Annotated in this window: 16 protein-coding genes; 9 read left to right on the forward strand and 7 right to left on the reverse strand. The window is 72.7% G+C overall.

Translation table 11 applies throughout. The features are described from left to right. Positions 1-252 precede the first annotated feature (252 nt). The 5 genes from AB0I71_RS11510 to serS all read left to right on the forward strand — a co-directional run bounded on the left by AB0I71_RS11510 (position 253) and on the right by serS (position 5,562). Positions 253-672, forward strand: a complete 420-nt coding sequence (locus AB0I71_RS11510) for a hypothetical protein (protein ID WP_357583817.1) — start codon at positions 253-255, stop codon at positions 670-672. After that, positions 669-1,823, forward strand: coding sequence for an alcohol dehydrogenase catalytic domain-containing protein (locus AB0I71_RS11515; protein ID WP_357583819.1), 1,155 nt, complete (start codon positions 669-671; stop codon positions 1,821-1,823). Before AB0I71_RS11510 ends, AB0I71_RS11515 begins: the two co-directional genes overlap by 4 nt. Before the next feature lie 43 nt (positions 1,824-1,866). Further along, the gene (locus AB0I71_RS11520) at positions 1,867-3,054 is read left to right on the forward strand and encodes a saccharopine dehydrogenase NADP-binding domain-containing protein (protein ID WP_357583463.1); all 1,188 of its coding nucleotides are present in this window, start codon (positions 1,867-1,869) and stop codon (positions 3,052-3,054) included. Between the two features lie 45 nt (positions 3,055-3,099). After that, the gene (locus tag AB0I71_RS11525) at positions 3,100-4,179 is read left to right on the forward strand and encodes a MerR family transcriptional regulator (protein WP_357583821.1); all 1,080 of its coding nucleotides are present in this window, start codon (positions 3,100-3,102) and stop codon (positions 4,177-4,179) included. A gap of 102 nt (positions 4,180-4,281) precedes the next feature. Beyond that, complete coding sequence (serS, locus tag AB0I71_RS11530) at positions 4,282-5,562, forward strand: serine--tRNA ligase (protein WP_357583465.1); 1,281 nt, start codon at positions 4,282-4,284, stop codon at positions 5,560-5,562. Positions 5,563-5,643: 81 nt separating this feature from the next. Here the strand turns inward: serS and AB0I71_RS11535 are convergent, their stop codons facing one another. The 4 genes from AB0I71_RS11535 to AB0I71_RS11550 all read right to left on the reverse strand — a co-directional run bounded on the left by AB0I71_RS11535 (position 5,644) and on the right by AB0I71_RS11550 (position 10,386). Continuing rightward, positions 5,644-6,519: a cytochrome c biogenesis protein CcdA gene (locus AB0I71_RS11535; RefSeq protein ID WP_357583467.1), complete on the reverse strand. Its 876-nt coding sequence runs from the start codon at positions 6,517-6,519 to the stop codon at positions 5,644-5,646. After that, positions 6,519-7,109 (reverse strand): redoxin family protein, encoded by a 591-nt coding sequence (locus AB0I71_RS11540; RefSeq protein ID WP_357583469.1) that lies wholly within the window; start codon positions 7,107-7,109, stop codon positions 6,519-6,521. Before AB0I71_RS11540 ends, AB0I71_RS11535 begins: the two co-directional genes overlap by 1 nt. 62 nt (positions 7,110-7,171) lie before the next feature. Then, positions 7,172-8,632, reverse strand: coding sequence for an NADH-ubiquinone oxidoreductase-F iron-sulfur binding region domain-containing protein (locus AB0I71_RS11545; protein ID WP_357583823.1), 1,461 nt, complete (start codon positions 8,630-8,632; stop codon positions 7,172-7,174). A 2-nt stretch (positions 8,633-8,634) separates the two neighbouring features. Continuing rightward, positions 8,635-10,386: a ferric reductase-like transmembrane domain-containing protein gene (locus AB0I71_RS11550; RefSeq protein ID WP_357583471.1), complete on the reverse strand. Its 1,752-nt coding sequence runs from the start codon at positions 10,384-10,386 to the stop codon at positions 8,635-8,637. A 285-nt stretch (positions 10,387-10,671) separates the two neighbouring features. Here AB0I71_RS11550 and AB0I71_RS11555 point away from each other — a divergent pair, with 285 nt between their 5' ends. From AB0I71_RS11555 to AB0I71_RS11565, 3 genes are all read left to right on the forward strand, one after another. Then, positions 10,672-12,120, forward strand: coding sequence for an alpha-amylase family protein (locus tag AB0I71_RS11555; protein ID WP_357583473.1), 1,449 nt, complete (start codon positions 10,672-10,674; stop codon positions 12,118-12,120). 286 nt (positions 12,121-12,406) lie between these two features. Beyond that, positions 12,407-13,255, forward strand: a complete 849-nt coding sequence (locus AB0I71_RS11560; RefSeq protein ID WP_357583825.1) for a L,D-transpeptidase — start codon at positions 12,407-12,409, stop codon at positions 13,253-13,255. A 105-nt stretch (positions 13,256-13,360) separates the two neighbouring features. After that, positions 13,361-13,807 (forward strand): hypothetical protein, encoded by a 447-nt coding sequence (locus tag AB0I71_RS11565; RefSeq protein ID WP_357583475.1) that lies wholly within the window; start codon positions 13,361-13,363, stop codon positions 13,805-13,807. A 31-nt stretch (positions 13,808-13,838) separates the two neighbouring features. Here AB0I71_RS11565 and AB0I71_RS11570 read toward each other — a convergent pair whose 3' ends face one another. Together AB0I71_RS11570 and AB0I71_RS11575 are read right to left on the reverse strand one after the other, a co-directional pair. Continuing rightward, the gene (locus AB0I71_RS11570) at positions 13,839-15,935 is read right to left on the reverse strand and encodes a prolyl oligopeptidase family serine peptidase (RefSeq protein ID WP_357583477.1); all 2,097 of its coding nucleotides are present in this window, start codon (positions 15,933-15,935) and stop codon (positions 13,839-13,841) included. Positions 15,936-16,001: 66 nt separating this feature from the next. After that, entirely contained in the window at positions 16,002-16,805 is an 804-nt protein-coding gene (locus tag AB0I71_RS11575; RefSeq protein ID WP_357583479.1) for a hypothetical protein, read from the reverse strand. 135 nt (positions 16,806-16,940) lie between these two features. Between AB0I71_RS11575 and AB0I71_RS11580 the strand changes: the two genes are divergently transcribed. After that, positions 16,941-18,080 carry a site-2 protease family protein gene (locus AB0I71_RS11580; protein ID WP_357583481.1) on the forward strand — a complete coding sequence of 380 codons (1,140 nt, stop codon included), beginning with the start codon at positions 16,941-16,943 and terminating at the stop codon, positions 18,078-18,080. A gap of 75 nt (positions 18,081-18,155) precedes the next feature. On the opposite strand, the gene AB0I71_RS11585 is transcribed toward AB0I71_RS11580, so the two are convergent. Beyond that, positions 18,156-19,391, reverse strand: a complete 1,236-nt coding sequence (locus AB0I71_RS11585; protein WP_357583483.1) for a D-arabinono-1,4-lactone oxidase — start codon at positions 19,389-19,391, stop codon at positions 18,156-18,158. Between the last annotated feature and the right edge of the window lie 53 nt (positions 19,392-19,444).

The following is a 19,444-nucleotide window of genomic DNA, read 5'->3' on the forward strand; positions in this document are numbered from 1 at the left end:
CCACGGACGCGTGTTTCCTCCCCCGGTCCTGCGGCGGGCGGTTACCCGACCCGCGACGGTTCACCCCTTCCGGGGGACCCGGGTTCACCCGGCCAGCGGCGACGCTGGCCCTGAGCTGGGCGGACGCGCCGCAGATCCCACCGGGTCGAGCGCCGCACCGTTCCGGCGACCGGACGGGACGGCCGCCAGCGCAGGTCGGAGGTACGAGTGGGACGGGTCGGGACAGTCGTCGCGGTGGCCGGTGCCCTCGGCGTGGCAGCGGCCAGGGCCACGCGTACCGCCGTCACCCGGCAACGGGCCCGGCGGGTCGCCCGCCCGGGGTGCTGGCAGGTGGTGACGGTCGACCGGCCACCGGAGCAGGTGCTGCCCTCGGCGGCCTGGCCGGAGCCGCTCCGCCGGCTCGACGGTGCCGTCGAGGTCGCGGTAGCCCCCGCACCCGGCGGTCGGGGTACCGAACTGGCGGCCCGAGCGCGGCCGCACGCGGTCTGGCCCGGACTCGCCGCGCACCTGCTGGGCGATGATCCTGGCCTCTTGGTACGACGCACGTTGTGGCAGGTCAAACAGCTCGTCGAGACCGGTGAGGTGCTGCGCGCCGACCGTACGCCCGGCGAACGTGGGCCGGTGCCGCCGATCGACGCCCCCCGGTGGCCAGCGGACGGGCCGCCACGGTGAGGGCGCTGTGCTGGACCTCCGGCGGCGAGTTGGCCGTCGGTCAGGTGCCCGATCCGGAACTGCGCAACGACCACGACGTGATCGTCCGGGTACGGCGCAGCGCCACCTGCGGCGCTGACCTGCCGCTGCTCACCGGTCAGGTGCCAGGTCTGGCCGCCGGTGAGGTGCTCGGCCACGAATTCCTCGGCGACGTGGTCGAGGTGGGTGCCGGGGTACGCCGGCACCGGGTCGGCGACCGGGTGGTGGTCTGCGCGTCGGTGGCCTGCGGTGCCTGCTGGTACTGCCGACGAGGGCTGCCGTCGTGCTGCGACAACGGCAGCACCGACCCGACCGCGAACGAGGCGGAGTGGGGGCACCCGGTGGCGGGCTGTTTCGGCCTGCCCCGGGCCGCCGGGGGCTTCGCCGGCAGTCACGCCGAGTACGTGCGGGTGCCGTACGCCGACGTCGGGGCGTTCCCGGTGCCGGAGTCCGTCGGCGACGACCGGGCCCTGTTCGCCTCGGACGCCGCACCGGCGGGCTGGCTGGGTGCCGAGGGCGGCGAGGTGCGCCCCGGCGATGTGGTGGCGGTGTGGGGCGCGGGTGCGGTGGGTCAGCTCGTCGCCCGGGCGGCCTGGCTGCTGGGTGCCGAGCGGGTGGTCGTCGTCGATCGGCACCCGGCGCGGCTGCTGATGGCGCGGCGACACGTCGGCGCTGAGACCATCGACCGGCGGGACACCGATGTTGCCGCAGAGTTGCGGGAGTTCAGCGGCGGGCGGGGACCGGACGTGTGCGTCGAGGCGGTCGGCGGGCCCGCGGGGGAACACCTGTCGCTCGCCGCCCGGTTCAGCGGCCGTGCCCGGGCACCGGAGGCGGTCCGCGAGGCGGTGTACGCCTGCCGCAAGGGTGGCAGCGTCTTCGTCCTCAACGGCGGCGCCCGCCATGTCGACGCGTTCCCGGTCGGCACCGTCGTGCAGAAGGGTCTGACCGTGCGCGGCGGACGCCAGCACGGCCAGCGGCACATCCCCATGCTGCTGGACCGGATGGCCCGCGACGAGCTACGTACCGAGTACCTGGCCACGCACCACTTCCCGCTGGAACGGGCCGCCGAGGGGTACGCACTGTTCCGGGACCGGCCCGAGGAGTGCCTGCGCGCCGTGTTCACTCCGCACTGACCGGCACCGGGCGGATCGGCGGCGACGGTGGCATGATCGCGGGATGGCTGCCCAACGGTCGTACGACGTGGTGTTGTTCGGGGCGACCGGGTTCACCGGCGGGCTCACCGCACGCTACCTGGCCCGGCACGCGCCACCGGGGCTGCGCTGGGCGATCGCCGGACGCAACCCCGACAAGCTGGCCGCGGTCCGGGACCAGTTGACCGGGATCGACCCGGCGCTGGCCGGGCTGCCGCTGCTCACCGCCGACGTCACCGACCCGGCCTCGCTGCACGCGGTGGCCGCCGACGCCCGGGTGGTGGCCAGCACCGTCGGCCCGTACGTCCACCACGGCGAGCCGCTGGTGGCCGCCTGTGCCGCCGCCGGCACCGACTATCTCGACATCACCGGCGAACCGGAGTTCGTCGATCGGATGTACCTGCGCCACCACGCCGAGGCGGTGCGCACCGGCGCCCGGCTGGTGCACGCCTGCGGCTTCGACTCGATCCCGCACGACCTAGGTGTCTGGTTCACCGTCAAGCAGCTGCCCGCCGACACCGCCGTCACCGTGGACGGATACGTGCGAGCGGGCGGGCGGTTCTCCGCCGGCACGTACCACTCGGCGCTCACCGCCTTCTCGCGTACCGGCGAGGCGTCGCGGGTGGCCCGCGAACGCCGCGCTGTCGAACCACGCCCGGCCGACCGTCGGGTCCGGGCCGTGTCGGGCCGACTGGCCCGCTCGCGGGACCTGCCCGTCTGGGCGGTACCGCTGCCGACCATCGACCCGCAGGTGGTCCGCCGCTCGGCGGTGGCCCGCCCCGAGTACGGTCCGGACTTCCGCTACCGGCATTTCGCGGCCGTACGGCGGCTGCCGACGGTGCTGGCCGCCGGTGCGGGACTCGGTGCCGTGGTCGGGCTGGTGAAGCTGCCGCCGACCCGGCGCTGGCTGCTCGGTCGGCTCGCCTCCGGGCAGGGACCGAGCGCCGAGCAGCGGTCGAAGTCGTGGTTCACGGTGCGTTTCGTCGGCGTCGGCGGCGGGCGACGCGTGGTGACGGAGGTGGCCGGTGGCGACCCCGGCTACGACGAGACCGCGAAGATGCTCGCCGAGTCGGCGCTCTGCCTGGCCTGCGACGACCTGCCGGCCACCGCCGGTCAGGTCACCCCGGTCACCGCGATGGGCGACGCGCTGCTGCACCGTCTCACCGCCGCCGGTATCACCTTCCGGGTGCTGAAGGAGGAGCCGGCGGCTTGACCCTCGACCAGGTCGAGGGGGCAGGATCGGACCGTGAACAGCGACCTGCGCAGCATCGGTGAGCTGGCCCGGGCCAGTGGGCTGACGGTGAGCGCGCTGCGGTTCTACGACGCCGCCGGGGTGCTGGTCCCGGCCCGGGTCGATCCGACCACCGGGTACCGCTGGTACGCCGACGACCAGGTGGCACCGGCCCGGCTGGTGGCCGGGCTGCGCCGGGTCGGCCTGCCGGTGGCCGAGATCGCCCGGGCGGTACGCGCGGAGCCTCCGGTGGTGCACCGGTTGCTCGACGCGCACCTGGGGCGGCTGGCCGACGGGTTGGCCGAGGCGCGTCGGGAGGTCGCCCGGATCCGTCGGCTGCTCGCCGACGACCAATCTCCACCGGCCACCCGGCTCGTGCTGACCGGGAGCGACCTGTCCGCCGCCGTGGACGCCGTCCGGTTCGCCGTCGGCACCGACCCGGCGCTGCCGGGGTTGGCCGGGGTGCTGCTCGACGTGACCGACGAGGGGGTACGGCTGGTGGCGACCGACCGGCACCGGCTGGCGGTGGCGACGGCCGGCGCGGCGGTGCACGGACCGGCGGTGCGTGCGCTGCTGCCGGTGGCCGCGGTGGACCGGCTGCGCCGGCTGTCCGGTGACGTGGGAACCGGCGAGGTGCGGCTGACCCTGGTCGGACGGCAGGTCGTCGCCGACGTCGCCGGGCGCCGGTTGCGGGTGACGACCCTGGCGTACGACTTCCCCGACTACCACGCCCTGCTGCCGGGAACGAGCGGTGGGCCGGCCCGGCGGGTGCCGGTCGACGCGCCGTGGCTGGCCGCCGCGCTGCGCTCGGGAACCGCGACGGTGACCAGGGATCACGCGGGCGGCCAACTGCCGGTGACCGTGCTGGGGCTGGGTGGCCGGGACGCGCTACGCGTGCTCGGCCCGGACGACCTGGCCGACGACCGGGCCGGTCGGTGCGACGCCGAGTTGCGGGTCGGCGTCAACGGCGGATATCTGCTCGACGCGCTGGACGCGGCGGGTGGCCCACGCCTGGTGCTGGAACTGGACGGCCCGGTCACCCCACTGGCCATTCGCCGGCCTGACGACCCGGCCGCCTTCTCCATCCTGATGCCGATCCGACTCTGACCGCCGCTGCCGGGTGGGTCGGGTGCGGGAGGCGGGGCGATTCGGGCGCGACGGTAGCATCTGGAGGTCCACCCGAGCCCGGACGGAGGCGTACGGAGCAGCATGCTCGACATGGAGTTGATCCGGAAGGATCGCGACGCGGTGGCAGCCGCGCTGGCGAAGCGGCTCGACGCCGCCGAGGTCGACCGGGCGCTGGAGGCGATCCAGCAGCTCGACCGGGAGCGCCGCCGGCTGATCAGTGAGATCGACGGGGAACGCCAGCGCCGCAAGGCCGAGGCCCGGGCGTACGCACAGGCGAAGCGGGCCGGTGTCGAGCCGGAGGTCACCTCCGACGACGGCCGTAAGCAGATCGCCGAGTTGGAGGCCGAGCTCGACGAGGTGCAGTCGCGGCTGCGTACCACAATGAGCGAGCTGCCCAACCTGCCCGCCGAGGACGTGGTGCCCGGCGGCAAGGAGGCCAACCGGGTGGTGAAGACCTACGGTGAGCCACCGGCCATCGAGAAGGTCCGCGACCACGTCGAGCTGAGCCGGATGCTGGGTCTGGTCGACCACGAACGCGGCGTCAAGCTCGGTGGCTCCGGCTTCTGGATGTACACCGGCGTGGGTGCCCGGCTGGAGTGGGCGCTGATCAACTGGCTGATCGAGCGGAACATCGAGGCCGGGTACGAGTTCCTCCTCCCGCCGCACCTGCTGCTGGACAGCGCCGGGTTCGCCGCCGGCCAGTTCCCCAAGTTCTACGACGACGTCTACCACCTGGACAAGCAGTCCGCGCCGCGCGGCCAGTTCCTGCTGCCGACGGCGGAGACGGCGATCCTCGGGGCGTACCAGGACGAGATCCTGGAGACCGCGAAGCTGCCGCTGAAGGTGTTCGCGTACACCCCGTGCTACCGGCGCGAGGCGGCCGGCTCGCACTCCGACGAGCGGGGCACCGTCCGGGGCCACCAGTTCAACAAGGTGGAGATCTTCCAGTTCACCCTGCCCGAGCAGGCCGACGCCGCGCTGGAGCAGATGGTCACCCACGCGGAAAGCCTGGTCGAGGGGTTGGGCCTGCACTACCAGCGCAGCCTGCTCGCCGCCGGCGACTCCAGCGCGTCGATGCGCAAGACCCTCGACATCGAGGTGTGGATGCCCAGCACCGGCAAGTACAAGGAGGTCTCGTCGGTCTCCTGGGGCGGTGACTACCAGGCCCGCCGGGCGGCGATCCGCTACCGCGAGCCGGGCGGCAAGCAGACCCGCTTCGTGCACACCCTCAACGGTTCGGCCCTGGCCACCAGCCGCCTCTACCCGGCCATCCTGGAGCAGTTCCAGCAGCCCGACGGCTCCGTCCTGGTGCCCGAGGTCCTCCGCAACCACCTAGGCACCGACCGCCTCACCCCCCGCTGACCCCACCCCCACCCCACCAATTCGCGTTGATCATGAGGTTAGCGGCAGTTCTAGAGATCAAGAACGCCGTTAACCTCATGATCAACGCGGTGGGGCGGGGGGTTCGGGGTGGGGGTGGGGAGTTCGGGGGGTTCGGGGGGTTCGGAGGGCTAGGGCTAGGGCTAGGAGGGCGACAAGCGCCACCGCCAGGGTGGTGGGGCCGGCGGTGGTCAGGGTGGCGGCGAGCCAGCGCTGGACTGCGGCGGCGGTGGTGACAAGGGGATCGGTGAGGGCGTCGCGGTTGCCGGCGGCCAGCCGCGCCTCGTACCAGCCGTACCAGGCGACGTAGCCGCCGGCGAGCAGCAGCACCAGGCCACTGAGCCGGGGAGCCCAGGCGCCGGCGCCGCGCAGCCGGGCCACCACCTCGCCGCGCAGCAGCGCCACGCTTACCGCGGCCACCGCGACCACCAGCCCCATCCCGAGGGCGTACGCGCCGAACAGTGCCAGCCCGCGTGCCGTCGAGCCGGCCTGGAGGCTGGTCACCACGGTCGCCAGGAACGGCGCGATGGCGCAGCCCAGCGAGGCCGTCGCGGAGGCCATCCCGAACAGCACCATCGACGGCAGCGAGCGGGTCAACCGGGGCGCCCGGGCCAGCGGACGCAGGGTCGGCAGTCGCCGGCCGGCGAGCAGCCAGCAACCGAGCAGCACCAGCAGCAGGCCCAGCCCGACGGTGAACCAGGGCAGCCGGGGCCGCAGCCAGCCGGCGATCGGGGCCAGCGCCAGCCCGAAGGCACCGAACACCAGCACGTACCCGAGGGTGAGCCCGCCCGCGGCGGTCAGCGCCCGGCCGACCGCGCCCCGGGTGTCGGTGGTGCCGGCGACAAGCAGCGACAGGTACGCGGGCAGCATCGCGAAGCCGCACGGGTTGACCGCGCCGAGCATGCCCGCCGCCAGGGCGAGCAGCAGCGGCGCTTCCATCAGGCCGCCAGTGCGGTGACCCGGCGGGTGAGGTCCTCGCCGTCCAGCCAACCCTGGTGGATCACCCGTCCGTCCCGGTCGATGATCACGAAGGTGCTCTGCTCGACGACCTCGAAGCGCCGCCAGATCGCCCCCTCACGGTCCTCGATCTGCGGCATCGGGCCCAGTTCGAACTCGGTGACGAAGTCGGTCATCGCCTTGCGTTCACCGAGCCCCGCGACGCCGATGATCGGCACGCTCTGCCGGAAGCCGGGCTCGATCTCGGCGATCGTCCACGCCTGGCTGGCGCAGGTGGCGCACCAGGGCGCCCAGAACCAGAGCACCACCGGCCGGCCGGCCAGGGTGGCGGCGTCGAAGGCCGCACCGTCCAGGGTGGTGCCGGTGAACCGCAGGGTGTCCGGCACCGGCACCGGGCTGGCCGGCCCGGCCGACGGGGACGTGGCGTCGGCCGTGGCGGACGCCGGGCCGCCGGCCGGTGAGGCCGCCTCGGCGTTCGGTCCGGTGCCGCATCCGGCGGTGGCCAGCACGGCGGCGAGCAGGGCGGCGGTGGCCGCCCCGGTGACCCGTCCGGTTGGTGGAACCGGCCCCATCGGCGTCTCCTTCGGTTCGCTCGCCCGTCACCCGGGCAGCCACGCCGCCCCGGCCGGCGGACTCAGGCCTCGGTCAGCCGCAGCGCCAGCGCCGGGCAGACCTTTACCGCCTTCACCGCGCCCTCCCGCAACCAGGTCGGCACGGGAGTGGGCGGGAAGGCCGGGTATCCGTTCTGGTCGAGCCGGATGAAGTCCGGCACCACGTGAGCGCAGAGGCCGTGCCCGTCACAGCGGGACCAGTCCAGGACCAGCTTCTGCGGGTCGGGATCGGGAGCGCCGGGCAGGCCCATCATGCCCTTGACCCGCCGACCGCAGCCCTCGCCGGTGGTGTGCTTCTTCAGGTCCTCGGCGAAGACCTCCATCGCCGAGAGCGCGAATCGGGACGTACCGTCAGGGTGGCTGCACGCGCCGCGGCCCTTCACGTCGCCGGCGGCGGCCCGGACGACCTCCACCGGCGCGCTGCCGGAAACCGCCAGGTCGACGGCGCGGGCGAGGTCGGGCAGCCCCCGCTTGCACGGGCCGCACTGCCCGGCGGACTCGCCGGCCAGGTAACGCACCACCTGCGCCGCCTCACCGAGCGGGCAGGTGTCGTTGGCGAGCGGGACGATGATGCCGGCGCCGAGCGTGCCGCCGACCGCGGCGAGCCCCTTGCGGGAGACCTCGGCCTTCTCCGCCGCCTCCCGGGTGATCCACTTACCGTGGTAGCCGCCCATCAGGATGCCGGGGCCGTCCGGCACCTCGCACAGTTCGAGGATCTCGGCCAACGGGGTGCCGGCCGCGCACTCCACCACCGCGTGGCGCTTCGCCGCACCGGTGATGCTGAGCAGCACCGTGCCGGGTTCGTCATCGGTGCCGAGCGCCGCGTACTCGTACGGGCCGAGTCGGGCGGCGATCGCCATCTGGGCGTACGTCTCGGCGTTCGACAGCAGGGTCGGCATCCCGCCGACGCCGGAGTCGCTGGAACGCTTCTTGGTGCCGGGCGGGATGTGCGGCAGCCCGTTGATCCCGTTCACCAGCGCGCCACCCTCACCGCTGATGAACCGGTGCGGCACCGTCACGACGCTTGTCGGCGCCGGCATCCGGCGTTCGTCCAAGGCCTCCATCAGGGACTCCCGGCCCACCAGGTCGTCGGCCACGCAGAGCACGATCTCCTCGGCGTCCAGCGCGAACGCGGCCAGCGCGGCACCGTCGAGGATCAGGTGCGGGGCCCGGGTGAGCAGGACCTTGTCCTTCCAACTGGCCGGCTCACCCTCGGTGGCGTTGACCACCACCACGGGCGGCAGATCCTGACGTTCACAGGACTCCAGCACCGCCCGCAGCTTCCGGGCGAACGGGAAGCCTGCGCCGCCCTTGCCCTTGAGCTGGATGCCCTCGGCCAGACGCAGCAGGTTGGACGGCTCCATCGGGCTGATGGGGCCGTGCACCAGCTCGTGGGCGCGCAGGTCGAGCCGGCCGAATTCGGCGAACCCCGCGGTGAGCCGGGGCTCACCGACGGCGGCCACCGGGGGAACCGTGGTTCGCATCGTCACTTGGCCTCACCCCGCAGCCCAGCCCAGTAGGCACCGTCCACCGAGTCCGGGTCGGCCCGGCGGCGACGCCGGCTCTCCGCCGACGTGGCCCGGCGGGCACGTCGGGAGGCCAGGTCGACAAGGGTGGGAGTGTCGTCGTCGGCCTCGTCGTCCGGGGCGTACCGGGCCGGCGGGCGCCAGTAGTCGGTCTCCGCCTCCGGCAGGTCGTCCTCGGCGCTGTGTCGACCACCACCGCTGCGGGGCTCGGCGGAGATCGGCGCACCGGAGATCGGGCCGGCCGAGATCGGGGCGCTCGACTCCCACCGACGCGGGCTGTCCCAGGGCTCCTCCGGTTCGTCCTCCACGCGCTGCGGCGGAGCCGAGTACCGGCTACCGGCGTCGGCCCGGGACCGGCGGGAACGGCCGTACTCCTCCTCGTCCTCCTCGTCGCGGCGGCGGCGACGCACCGGCTCCTCGTACTCCACCAGGTCCTCGTCGCGACGGGCGGCGCGGCGGCCCACCGGCTCGCGCTCCTCACGCCGCGACCGGCGGCCTGTCGTTTCCTCGTCGCGCCGCGACCGGCGGACCACCGGCTCCAGCTCCTCCTCGACCCGCGCCGAACGCCGGCCGGTGGTCTCCAGCTCCTCGTCCCGGCGGGAGGAACGCCTGCTGACCGGCTCGGCGTCGCGGCGACGGCGCGCCACCGGCTCCAGCACCTCGGTCTCCCGGCGCACGACCCGCTCCAGCTCCTCCTCCTCGCGGCGCGAGGCACGCCGGACGACCGGCTCGAACTCCTCGTCGCGACGGTCCCGGACGGGCTCACGCAGCGTGCCCGGCTCGGGGACCACCGGCACGGTGAACCGCTCCGGGTCGTTACGCCGGATGGTCGGGCTGGCCCAGGTTCCGGAGGTGCTGTCGGCCCAGCTGGTGTCGCGGCGGACCCGCTTCTCGCGACCGTCGTCGGCGGCGCCGCGGCGGCCGGTCAGGGTGCCGAGCAGATTCTTGCCGAGGGTGTCCTCGGTGGACTTGCTGCCGCTCATGACCTCGTTCAGGACGGCGGCCTGCTGCTGCTCGCGGCTGCGCCGTTGCAGGGTGACCGAGAGGCGCACCATCAGGGCGAGCACGACCAGCACCACGCAGGCGAAGTAGCTCAGACCCACCCAGGTGGCGGGCGGCCGGCCGGCGAGCAGACCGTGGAAGATGGCGAACGGCCAGGAGACGTACGCCAGGGAGTGCAGGGCTCGCCACACCCACTTCGGGCCGACGTCGGCGAACCGGGCCCGGATGATGCCGGTCCAGAGCACACTCACCATGAGCAGCGCGGCGATGGTGCCGAGCCCGACGTAGAGGCCCCGACCACCGACGAACGGTACGGCGGCGTCGGTCACCCCCGCCCGGCCGCTGGCGATCTTCGTGATGACGTGGAAGCCCAGGCCGGCCACGCCGAGGATGCCGGTGGCCCGGTGTGCGGACTGCAACAGCACCCGGTGCCGGATGAGCAGCACCAGCCGGTCGGTGGCGAGCAACCCCATCATCACCGTGAGGCTCAGCGCGACGAGCGCGATCACACCGGCGAAGAACTCGGTGAAGAAGAAGCCCATCGCGTACATCTTCTGGCCCGCGCCGGTGAGCATCGTCAACGCCCACAGCGCGGCGAGGCCGGACGCGGAGAGCGCCATGACCTGGCCGCGGGACCAGACGCGGATCCCTCGACTGCTGCTGCTGGTACGGACGGCAGCCGCCTTCTCGTTCTGCGTAGCCCGGGCCATCTGCTCCTCGATCGTCTCGCGGCGGCGTACCGCCGGCCGACCCTGTTCCCCACTCCAGTACGCAGCGCGGCCCCTGTCGGATCAGTGTCCTAAGAAAAAATCTCGACGAGTTGTCGAACCGCCCCGCCACCCGGCGCGTGTAACGCCCGCGCCACCGGGCTCCCGCACCTGCGCATTGACAGGCATTGAAATGAGCTTGTAACCTTTCCGAAATTTTCAGCCCTGATTGCAAGATCCGGGCAACCGCACCGCCTCCCCCGTCCCCCGGCACCCCTGGAGCACCCGATGCATCGACGTCGACTCCGCCCGGCGATCGTCGCCCTCGCCGTGATCGCCGGCCTCCTCGCCCCCGGCGTGGTGACCGCACCCCCGGCCGTCGCCGCCCCGAGTGGCGGCAAGAAGGTCATCGCCAACCTCTTCGAGTGGAACTGGCCCTCGGTCGCCAGCGAGTGCAGCAGCACGCTCGGCCCGAAGGGCTACGGCTTCGTCCAGGTGTCCCCACCGCAGGAGCACGTACGCGGCAACCAGTGGTGGGTGGCCTACCAGCCGGTCAGCTACCGGATCGAATCCCGCAAGGGCACCCGCGCACAGTTCAAGACCATGGTCGACACCTGCCACGCGGCCGGCGTGAAGGTGATCGTCGACGCGGTCATCAACCACATGTCCGGCCAGGACAACGGCGGCACCGGATGGGCCGGCTCGACCTACCAGCACCATGTCTACCCGGGCATCTACCAGGCGCAGGACTTCCACTACTGCGGCCGCAACGGCAACAACGACATCGTCAACTACAACGACCGTTACGAAGTGCAGAACTGCGAACTGGTGAACCTCTCCGACCTGAAGACGGAGTCCGACTACGTCCGCTCCCGACTGGCCGCGCACCTCAACGACCTGCTGTCGCTCGGCGTGGACGGCTTCCGGCTGGACGCCAGCAAGCACATGCCGGCGGCTGACATCGCCAACATCCGCAGCCGGCTCAACCGGTCGGCGTACATCGTGCAGGAGGTCATCTACGGCGCGGGCGAGCCGATCACGCCGAACGAGTACACCGGCAACGGTGACGTGCACGAGTTCCGCTACGGCAAGGACCTGGCCCGGGTGTTCCGCTCCGAGCGGCTCGCGTATCTGCGTAACTTCGGCGAGGGCTGGGGCCACCTGCCCAGCAGCGTGTCCTCGGTCTTCGTGGACAACCACGACACCCAGCGCGACGACGGCGGGGTGCTGACCTACCGCGACCGGGGCATCTACGCCCTGGCGAACGCGTTCATGCTGGCCTGGCCGTACGGTTCCCCGACGGTGATGTCGAGCTACACCTTCAGCAGCCGCGACGCCGACCCGCCCTCGGACGGCAGCAACAAGACGCTCAACGCGGTCTGCTACTCCGGCTGGGAGTGCGAGCACCGCTGGCCGGTGATCGCGAACATGGTCGGCTTCCGCAACGCCACCGAGGGCGCCGGGGTCAGCAACTGGTACGACAACGGCAACAACCACATCGCCTTCAGCCGGACCGGCCGGGGCTTCATCACCATCAACGACGAGGGCTCCGCGATCAACGGTCGCTCCTACTACACCGGGCTCCCGGCCGGCCGCTACTGCGACGTCATCCACGGCACCTTCACCAACGGCACCTGCTCCGGCCCGGTCATCACCGTCGACGCCAACGGCTGGTTCGCCGCAAACATCCCCGCCCACGACGCCATAGCCCTCCACCTAAACGCCCGCCTCCCCTAACCCACCCCACCCCACCCCACCCCACCCCCACCCCACCCCCACCCCCGCCGCGTTGATCAAGAAGTTTTGGTCGCCTCGGGCCTCAATCCCGACGCAAACTTCTTGATCAACGGGGGCCGGCGGGGGGGGCGGGGGCCCGGGGGGGTGGGGGGCGGGGTTGGAGGAGTGTGTGATCTGGGGTTTGGGGAGTTTCGGGGGGCTTGGGGGGTACGGTGGGCGGGTGGGGGTTTTGGGAGTTTTGGGGTCGCGAGGGCGGCGGGGAGTCGCTCTCGGGGCCGGCTTGGCGGTGCTGATGGGTGGGGCCGCGTACACCGGATGGGCGCTGACACCGGCACCCGCGACAACGCCGGTCGCCGGGCCCACCGCCGGGGCGGTGCTGCCGACCGCGGAGGTGCCCCCGTCGTCCGACGCCGAGCGGGTGCTGCTCGCCGCACCGGCACCGGACGGGCTCCCGGTGATCGACTACGACCCGGCCCCCGCCGGCTTTCCCGACGACCCGGACACCCTGGACACCACACCGCTGACCCAGGGCCTGCACCCGACCCGCAAGCTCGCCGCGTACGACGCGCCCGGTGGCCGCCCGCTGGCGTTCCTGATGCCGACCATCAGCGAGGTGGAGCTGACCGTGCCGATCGCCCGCCGCGAGTCCGGCTGGACAGCGGTGCTGCTCCCCTCGGCCAACCGCAAACTGGCCTGGCTACCACCGGGCGGCTTCCGCACCGTCGCGCTCCGCGACCAGATCGTGGTCGAACGGGCACCCTTCCGGCTCACCTGGTACCGCGACGGCACCGCCAAAGAATCCTGGCAGGTCAGCCTCGGCCAACGCGGGCAGGAAACCCCACTCGGTCGCACCTTCGTCCTGGGCCGCACGCCACCACCGGAGTCGGTCTACGGCGGGGTGGACATCTACGCCCTCGGCTCGATCCCCGACGACCTGGACTCGGTGCCGGCCGGGCTGCGCGGCGCCCACATCGGCATTCACACCTGGTACCACGACGGTGAGCTGGGCCAGCAGACCACGAACGGCTGCATCCGGTTGACCGCCAGCGGCCAGCGCCTGCTGCTGGAGAAGGTGCGCCCCGGCACCCCGGTGGTGGTGGTCGACGAGTTGCCCGACCCGCCCCCGACCGCCTGAGTCCACGTCGGAGGCCAGCCGTCCCCATCATCCGCTGGCTGGTAGTGGTGACTCGTTGCACTTCGGCGTTCGTCACGAAGTGGCGGTCCGGCTCGTCGTGCAGGTGTGAACATCAAGAGCAAGCGTGCGATCGTCGGGCTGCTCGCCGTGACGGCTGCGGTCGTCGGCGTGTGGGCGGCTGCATATCCCCAGTCGTTCTACACCGATTTTCCCTGGCCCGGGCGCAACTGGGTTTCCGCACTCGGGCCGTACAACGAGCACCTGACCCGCGACGTCGGTGCCCTCTACCTGGCGTTGCTCGTGCTCAGCGTGATGGCCTGGCGGCGACCGACGCCGTCCGCGCTGCAGATGGCCGGCGGTGCCTGGCTGATCTTCACCGCGGTGCACTTCCTCTGGCACTCCCTGCATTTGCGGATCTACCCGCCAGCAGACCAGATCGGCAACGTGATCGCGCTCGGCGGCAACCTGGCGCTGGCCATTCTGCTGCTGCTACCTGACCGCCCGCTCGCGACACGGGAGCATGACGCCGTCTCGCCAGACCAGCCGTCCTGACGCCCCCGCGTGGCGGCGTTGACGGTGGGGCTTACTGGCCGGCTACCGGCGCTCGATCGTCCGATCGGATGCTCTGGCGCGGCGGGACCATCTGCGAAGATCCGAGTTTTCGCCAGAGGAACTCCAGTGACATGGCCTCGATGAAGGCGCGCTGCTCGTTGTTGGCCGCCGCGCCGTGCCCACCCTCCACGTTCTCGTAGTACGACACGTCGTGGCCGTGCTCGCGCAGCCGGGCGGTCATCTTGCGGGCGTGCCCGGGGTGGACCCGGTCGTCGCGGGTGGAGGTGACGAACAGGACCGGCGGGTACCGCACCTCGCGCCGCACGTTGTGGTACGGCGAGTACTCCCGCAGGTAGGCCCAGTCCTCCGGAACGTCCGGGTCGCCGTACTCGGCGATCCACGAGGCGCCGGCCAGCAGCCGGTGGTAGCGGCGCATGTCCAGCAGTGGGACGTTGGCGACGACGGCGCCGACGAGCGACGGATAGCGGGTCAGCATCGCCCCCATCAGCAGGCCACCGTTGCTGCCGCCCTCGACACCCAGCATGGCCGGCGTGGTGATGCCCCGGCTCACCAGGTCGCTCGCCACGGCCGCGAAGTCCGCGTACGCCTTCGGTCGGTGCTCGCGCAGCGCGGCCCGGTGCCACCGCGGGCCGTACTCGCCGCCGCCCCGGATGTTCGCCACCACGTAGGTGCCGCCACGGGCCAGCCAACCCCGGCCGACGATCCCGTCGTAGCCGGGGGTCAGGGAGACCTCGAAGCCGCCGTACCCGTGCAGCAGCGTCGGCCCGGCGGGCGCGGCCGGATCCCCGACCACGAAGTACGGCACCCGGGTGCCGTCGGCGGAGGTGGCGAAGAACTGGCGTACCGCCAGGCGGCCCGGGTCGAAGAACGCCGGTGCCCGCTTGAGCGTCTCGACGCCGCCGCCGACCTGCCCGAGTCGCAGCGTGGCCGGTTGGAGGAAACCCTCCGAGGCGACCAGGTAGGCGTCGTCCCGCTCCGGGTCGGTCTCGACGAGGCACCCCTGCTCGTCCGCCGGCACCCCGGGCAGGGGCGCGCGCCGCCAGCCGTGCTCACCCGGGGTCAGCACCTCCAGCCGGCTGCGTACGTCGGTGAGGGTGGTCAGGATCAGGTGATTGCGAGTCCAGGCGGAGCCGCCGAGTGACGTGTGCTCGTCGGGTCGGAACAGCACATCGAGGTCCCGCGAGCCGGCGAGGAAGTCGTCGAACCGGATCGCCAGCAGGGCCCCCGCCGGGTGGGTCAGGTCACCGACCGGCCAGGGCGTACGCGGCTGGACCAGCAACCACTCCCGGCACACCCCCCACTCCGCGTCCTCGGGCACCGGGATCCGGACCCGCTGCCCCGCGCCGGTCAGCAGGAAGCTCTCGGAGCGGTAGAAGTCGAGGCTGCGGCTGACGAAGTCACGCTCGAAGCCGGGCGTGGAGTCCCGCCATCCGTACGCCCCGACGTCCACGGTGGACGCCTCGAAGACGACCTCGGCGTCGGTCAGCGGGGTGCCCCGCCGCCAGCGCAGCACGACTCGTGGGTAGCCGGAGTCGGTGAGCGAGCCCGGTCCGACGTCGGTGCCGATCCAGATGTGGTCGGCGTCGATCCAGCAGACGTCGGTCTTGGCTTCGGCGACGGTGAAGCCGCCGTCGACGAAGGTCCGGTCGGCCAGGTCGTACTCGCGTACCACCACCGCGTCCGCACCGCCTCGGGACAGGCTGACCAGGCAGCGCCGGTGCTGCGGCGGCAGCGTCGCCACGCCACCCCACACCCAGTTCTCGCCCTCCCGCTCGGCCAGCGCATCCAGGTCGAGCAGGACGTCCCACTCCGGCTCGGATCGGCGGTACTGGTCGAGCGTCGTACGCCGCCACAGCCCGCGTGGATGTGCGGCGTCCCGCCAGAGGTCGTAGTAGAAGCCGTCGCCACGCCAGCCCGGGTACGGGATGCGGTCGTCCGCGTCGAGCACCTGCCGGATCTCGGCCTGGCGGGCGACGAACGCGGGGCCGCCGGTGAGCGCGGCGACGGTCTCGGCGTTGCGGTCACGGACCCACGTCGCGGCCTCCGGGCCGTCCAGGTCCTCCAGCCAGAGGTACGGGTCACAGCTGTCATCGGTCGAGATCGCCACCCTCGAACTATCGCTGAACCTCGACGCGCCACCCGACCCGGCTGCTGTCGACATCGCGACTGGCGCTCAGTGGCGGGGGCGCGGTACGTGAGAAGTGAGGCCGTCGCGTTCCCGGCGAATGCCGTCGGCGTGAGCGCGGAAGGCCGGGCCGTGGTGTGCGAGCGCGGCGGAGACCGCCTCCGCCCGGTCGAGCAGGTGGGCAGCCAATCGCAGGTCGCCGGCGACCGTCACCAGTCGGCTGATGATCCGCAGGACCTGGGCCAACTCGCTGGCCTCGAAGACGCCGTCGGCGGCGTGCCGCTCGAAAACCGCGACCGTCCGGGTCGCCCGGTGGATCATCTGATCGAGGTCGCCGGCGACTTCCGCACGCCGTCCCGCGATCACGGCTCGGGCGAAGTCGTCGGCGCTGGCCGTGAAGAGGAAGACCTCCAGTCGAGCGCTCGCGTGCTCACCGTGCGGGCCGGTGGCCCGGTCAGCCGCGTCGGCGACCCGCTCCATCACCTCCGCGGCTTCCGCCGTCCGGTGGGTCGTCATCAGCACCGGAATGACGACACCCAGCCAGTACGCGATCCGTGCCACGACCCGGTTCTGGTCCTCGGCGGGGTCGGGTCGCTCCAGCAGTGAGCGGCACACCACCCACCAGCGCAAGGCGTACTCCTGCGCGGTCTGGGGGTTGCCGGAGTTCGCCGCCGTCAGCCGCCACAGGGACCGGGCCAGACGGAGCCGCCCGCCGGGCACGCCGTCGGCGGCGAGCGCCTGCGCGGCCGTGACGGCGTCGCGCGCCGCGCCCACCGCCCGCGCGGAGGACGGCTCGGACCGCGCCAGCTCATCGGCGTGGTCGGCCATCGCGTCAACGGCCTCGATTCCCACCCCGCCATTGAAGCAACGGCGGGTACGACAGCGGTACGCGAGCGACAGCCGGATTGACGACAGGCGGGTGGGGCTGCGCCGTTCGGTGACGTTCGGCCCTGGCATGGGAACGGGCTGCCGGGGTATGACCGAGACATGAGGGCGAGTTTCCGGCTCGGCCGGATCGTGGGCGTACCGGTCGGGGTCAACTGGAGTGTCCTGGTCATCTTCGCGCTGATCTGGTGGGGGCTGTCGGCCAACCTGTTCCCGCAGTCGTACCCGGGCCGGTCGGTGGTGGCGTACCTGCTGGCCGGGCTGACCGCTGCGGTGGTCTTCTTCCTCGGCCTGCTCGCCCACGAGGTGTCCCACGCGGTGGTGGCCAAGCGCAACGGCCTGGGCGTGCAGGGGATCACCCTGTGGCTCTTCGGCGGGGTCGCCGAGCTGCGGGGCGAGGCCCGCTCGCCCGGTGCCGAGCTGCGCATCTCCGGGGTCGGGCCGCTGGTAAGTCTGATCATCGGCGCCTTCTTCGGGGCGATCGCGACGCTGCTCGCCCTGGCCGGGGTGCAGGGGTTGCTGCTGGGCGTGATGGCCTGGCTCGGCGGCATCAACCTGCTGCTGGCCGTGTTCAACATCCTGCCGGCGGCACCGCTGGACGGCGGGCGGCTGCTGCGGGCGGCGGTGTGGAAGGCCACCGGGGACCGGACCCGCGCCACGGTGGTGGCGGCCCGGGCCGGCTGGATCCTCGGCCTGGCGCTCATCGGGTTCGGGCTGTGGCGGTTCCTCACCGGTGCCGGCGTCGGCGGGCTGTGGCTGGCGCTTATCGGCTGGTTCCTGATCGGCGCGGCCACCATGGAGGAGCGTCAGGCCCGGGTCGGTGACGCGCTGCGCGGCATCCGGGTCGCCGACGTGATGACCCCGCAGCCGCAGACCGCCTCGGGTGAGCTGACGGTGGCCGACTTCGTGGACAACTACCTCTTCGCGTACCGGCACACGGCGCTGCCGCTGATCGAGGACGGTCGGCCGGTCGGGCTGGTCACCCTCGACCGGGTACGTGGCGTGCCGTCCGACGAGCGGGGCAGCACCACCCTGGCGGCGGTGGCCTGCCGCGCCGACGATTTGGTGCTCGCCTCCCCCGACGAGCCGCTGACCGAACTGCTGCCCCGGCTCAGCGACTGTGCCGACGGCCGGGCGCTGGTGGTCACCGACGGTCGCCTGGTCGGCATCGTCTCCCCCAGCGACATCAGCCGCGCCGTGCAGCGCAGCAGCATGCGCGACCAGCTCACCACCGGCCGCTAGGTTCCCTCGCGGCGATGCCGAGGTAGCCCCGCTCCACTCTCGCAGCCGGCGCCGCGTCGGTCCGCCGGGCCCTCGTCAGCGGGGGAACAGGTGGTCGAGTTCCTCGGTGCGGAACCTGCCCTCGGGGTCGAGGCGGGCCACAAGCGCGGCGAACTCGGCCCAGCGGGGGTAGCTGGCGGCGATCGTCCCGGTCGGCATCGTGAAGACCTTGCCCCAGTGCGGCCGGGGAGCGAAGGGGGCCAGTGCCCGCTCGACCTCGGCGACGACAGGCAGTACCGCAGTCGGGTCGGCGATCCAGGTGAAGTGCACCGCGAGGCTGTCGCGGTCGGACTGCGGGCTGAGCCACAGCTCGTCGGCGGCGATGGTGCGCAGCTCGCTGGTCTGCGTCACCGGGGCGATCAGGTGCGCCACCTCGTCCAGCGCGGCGAGCGCGTCGGCGGCCGCCGCGCGGGGCAGGTGGTACTCGGACTGCAACTCGTCGCCGTTGCTGGGGGTGAAGCCGAGCCGGAAGTGCGGCAGCCGCTCGTGCCAGGGGCCGGGCACGCCGAGCTGCTCGGTGCAGTTGACCACCGGCATGCCGGGCACCGGATGCCACGGCCGGTCGGCCGCCGTGGTGCCGAGCCAGTCCGCCGGGGGCGCGGGCTGGTCCGCGAGCTGCTTGCGCCAGACCTGGGTGCCGCGGGTGGAGCGCCAGTCGGTGAAGACACTGACGCTGTACGCCGAGGCGAGCGCCTCGTCCAGCGCCTCGCGGGGCAGGTCGAGACGGACGTACTGGCGTACCTCGAAGGTCGGCACCACGTCCAGGGTGAGCCGGGTGACGATGCCCAGCGCGCCCAGGGAGACCACCATGCCGGCGAAGTCGGGGGTGGTGCGGTCCACGGTGAGCAGGTCACCGGCGGCGGTGACCAGTTCCAGGCCGGCGACGGCGATGGCGAGGTTGCCGACGGTCTCGCCGGAGCCGTGGGTACCGGTGGCGACCGCACCGGCCACCGAGATGTGCGGCAGCGAGGCGAGGTTGGCCAGCGCGTACCCCCGTTCGTGCAGCCAGGTGGCCAGGTCGCCGTAGCGCAGCGCGGCCGGCACGTCCACCACCCGCCGCTGTTCGTCGAGTCGCACGGTGTCCGGCAGCCCGGCCAGCGTGACCAGGTCGCCGGTGGTGTCGCCGAGTCGGTTGAACGAGTGTCCGCTGCCCACCGCCCGGATCCGGTCGCTGCCGGCGACCAGCTCACGCAGCTCGTCGACCGACGACGGCCGGTGGTACGCCCGGGCTGCGTACTCCACGTTGCCGGCCCAGTTGCGGTGCGTCGACACTCCCGACCCCCTCTCCGTGCCGGCGGTTACCGCCGGCTTCGTCGGGGAACCCT

Source organism: Micromonospora sp. NPDC049891 (assembly GCF_040660295.1).
Taxonomy (GTDB): Bacteria; Actinomycetota; Actinomycetes; order Mycobacteriales; family Micromonosporaceae; genus Micromonospora.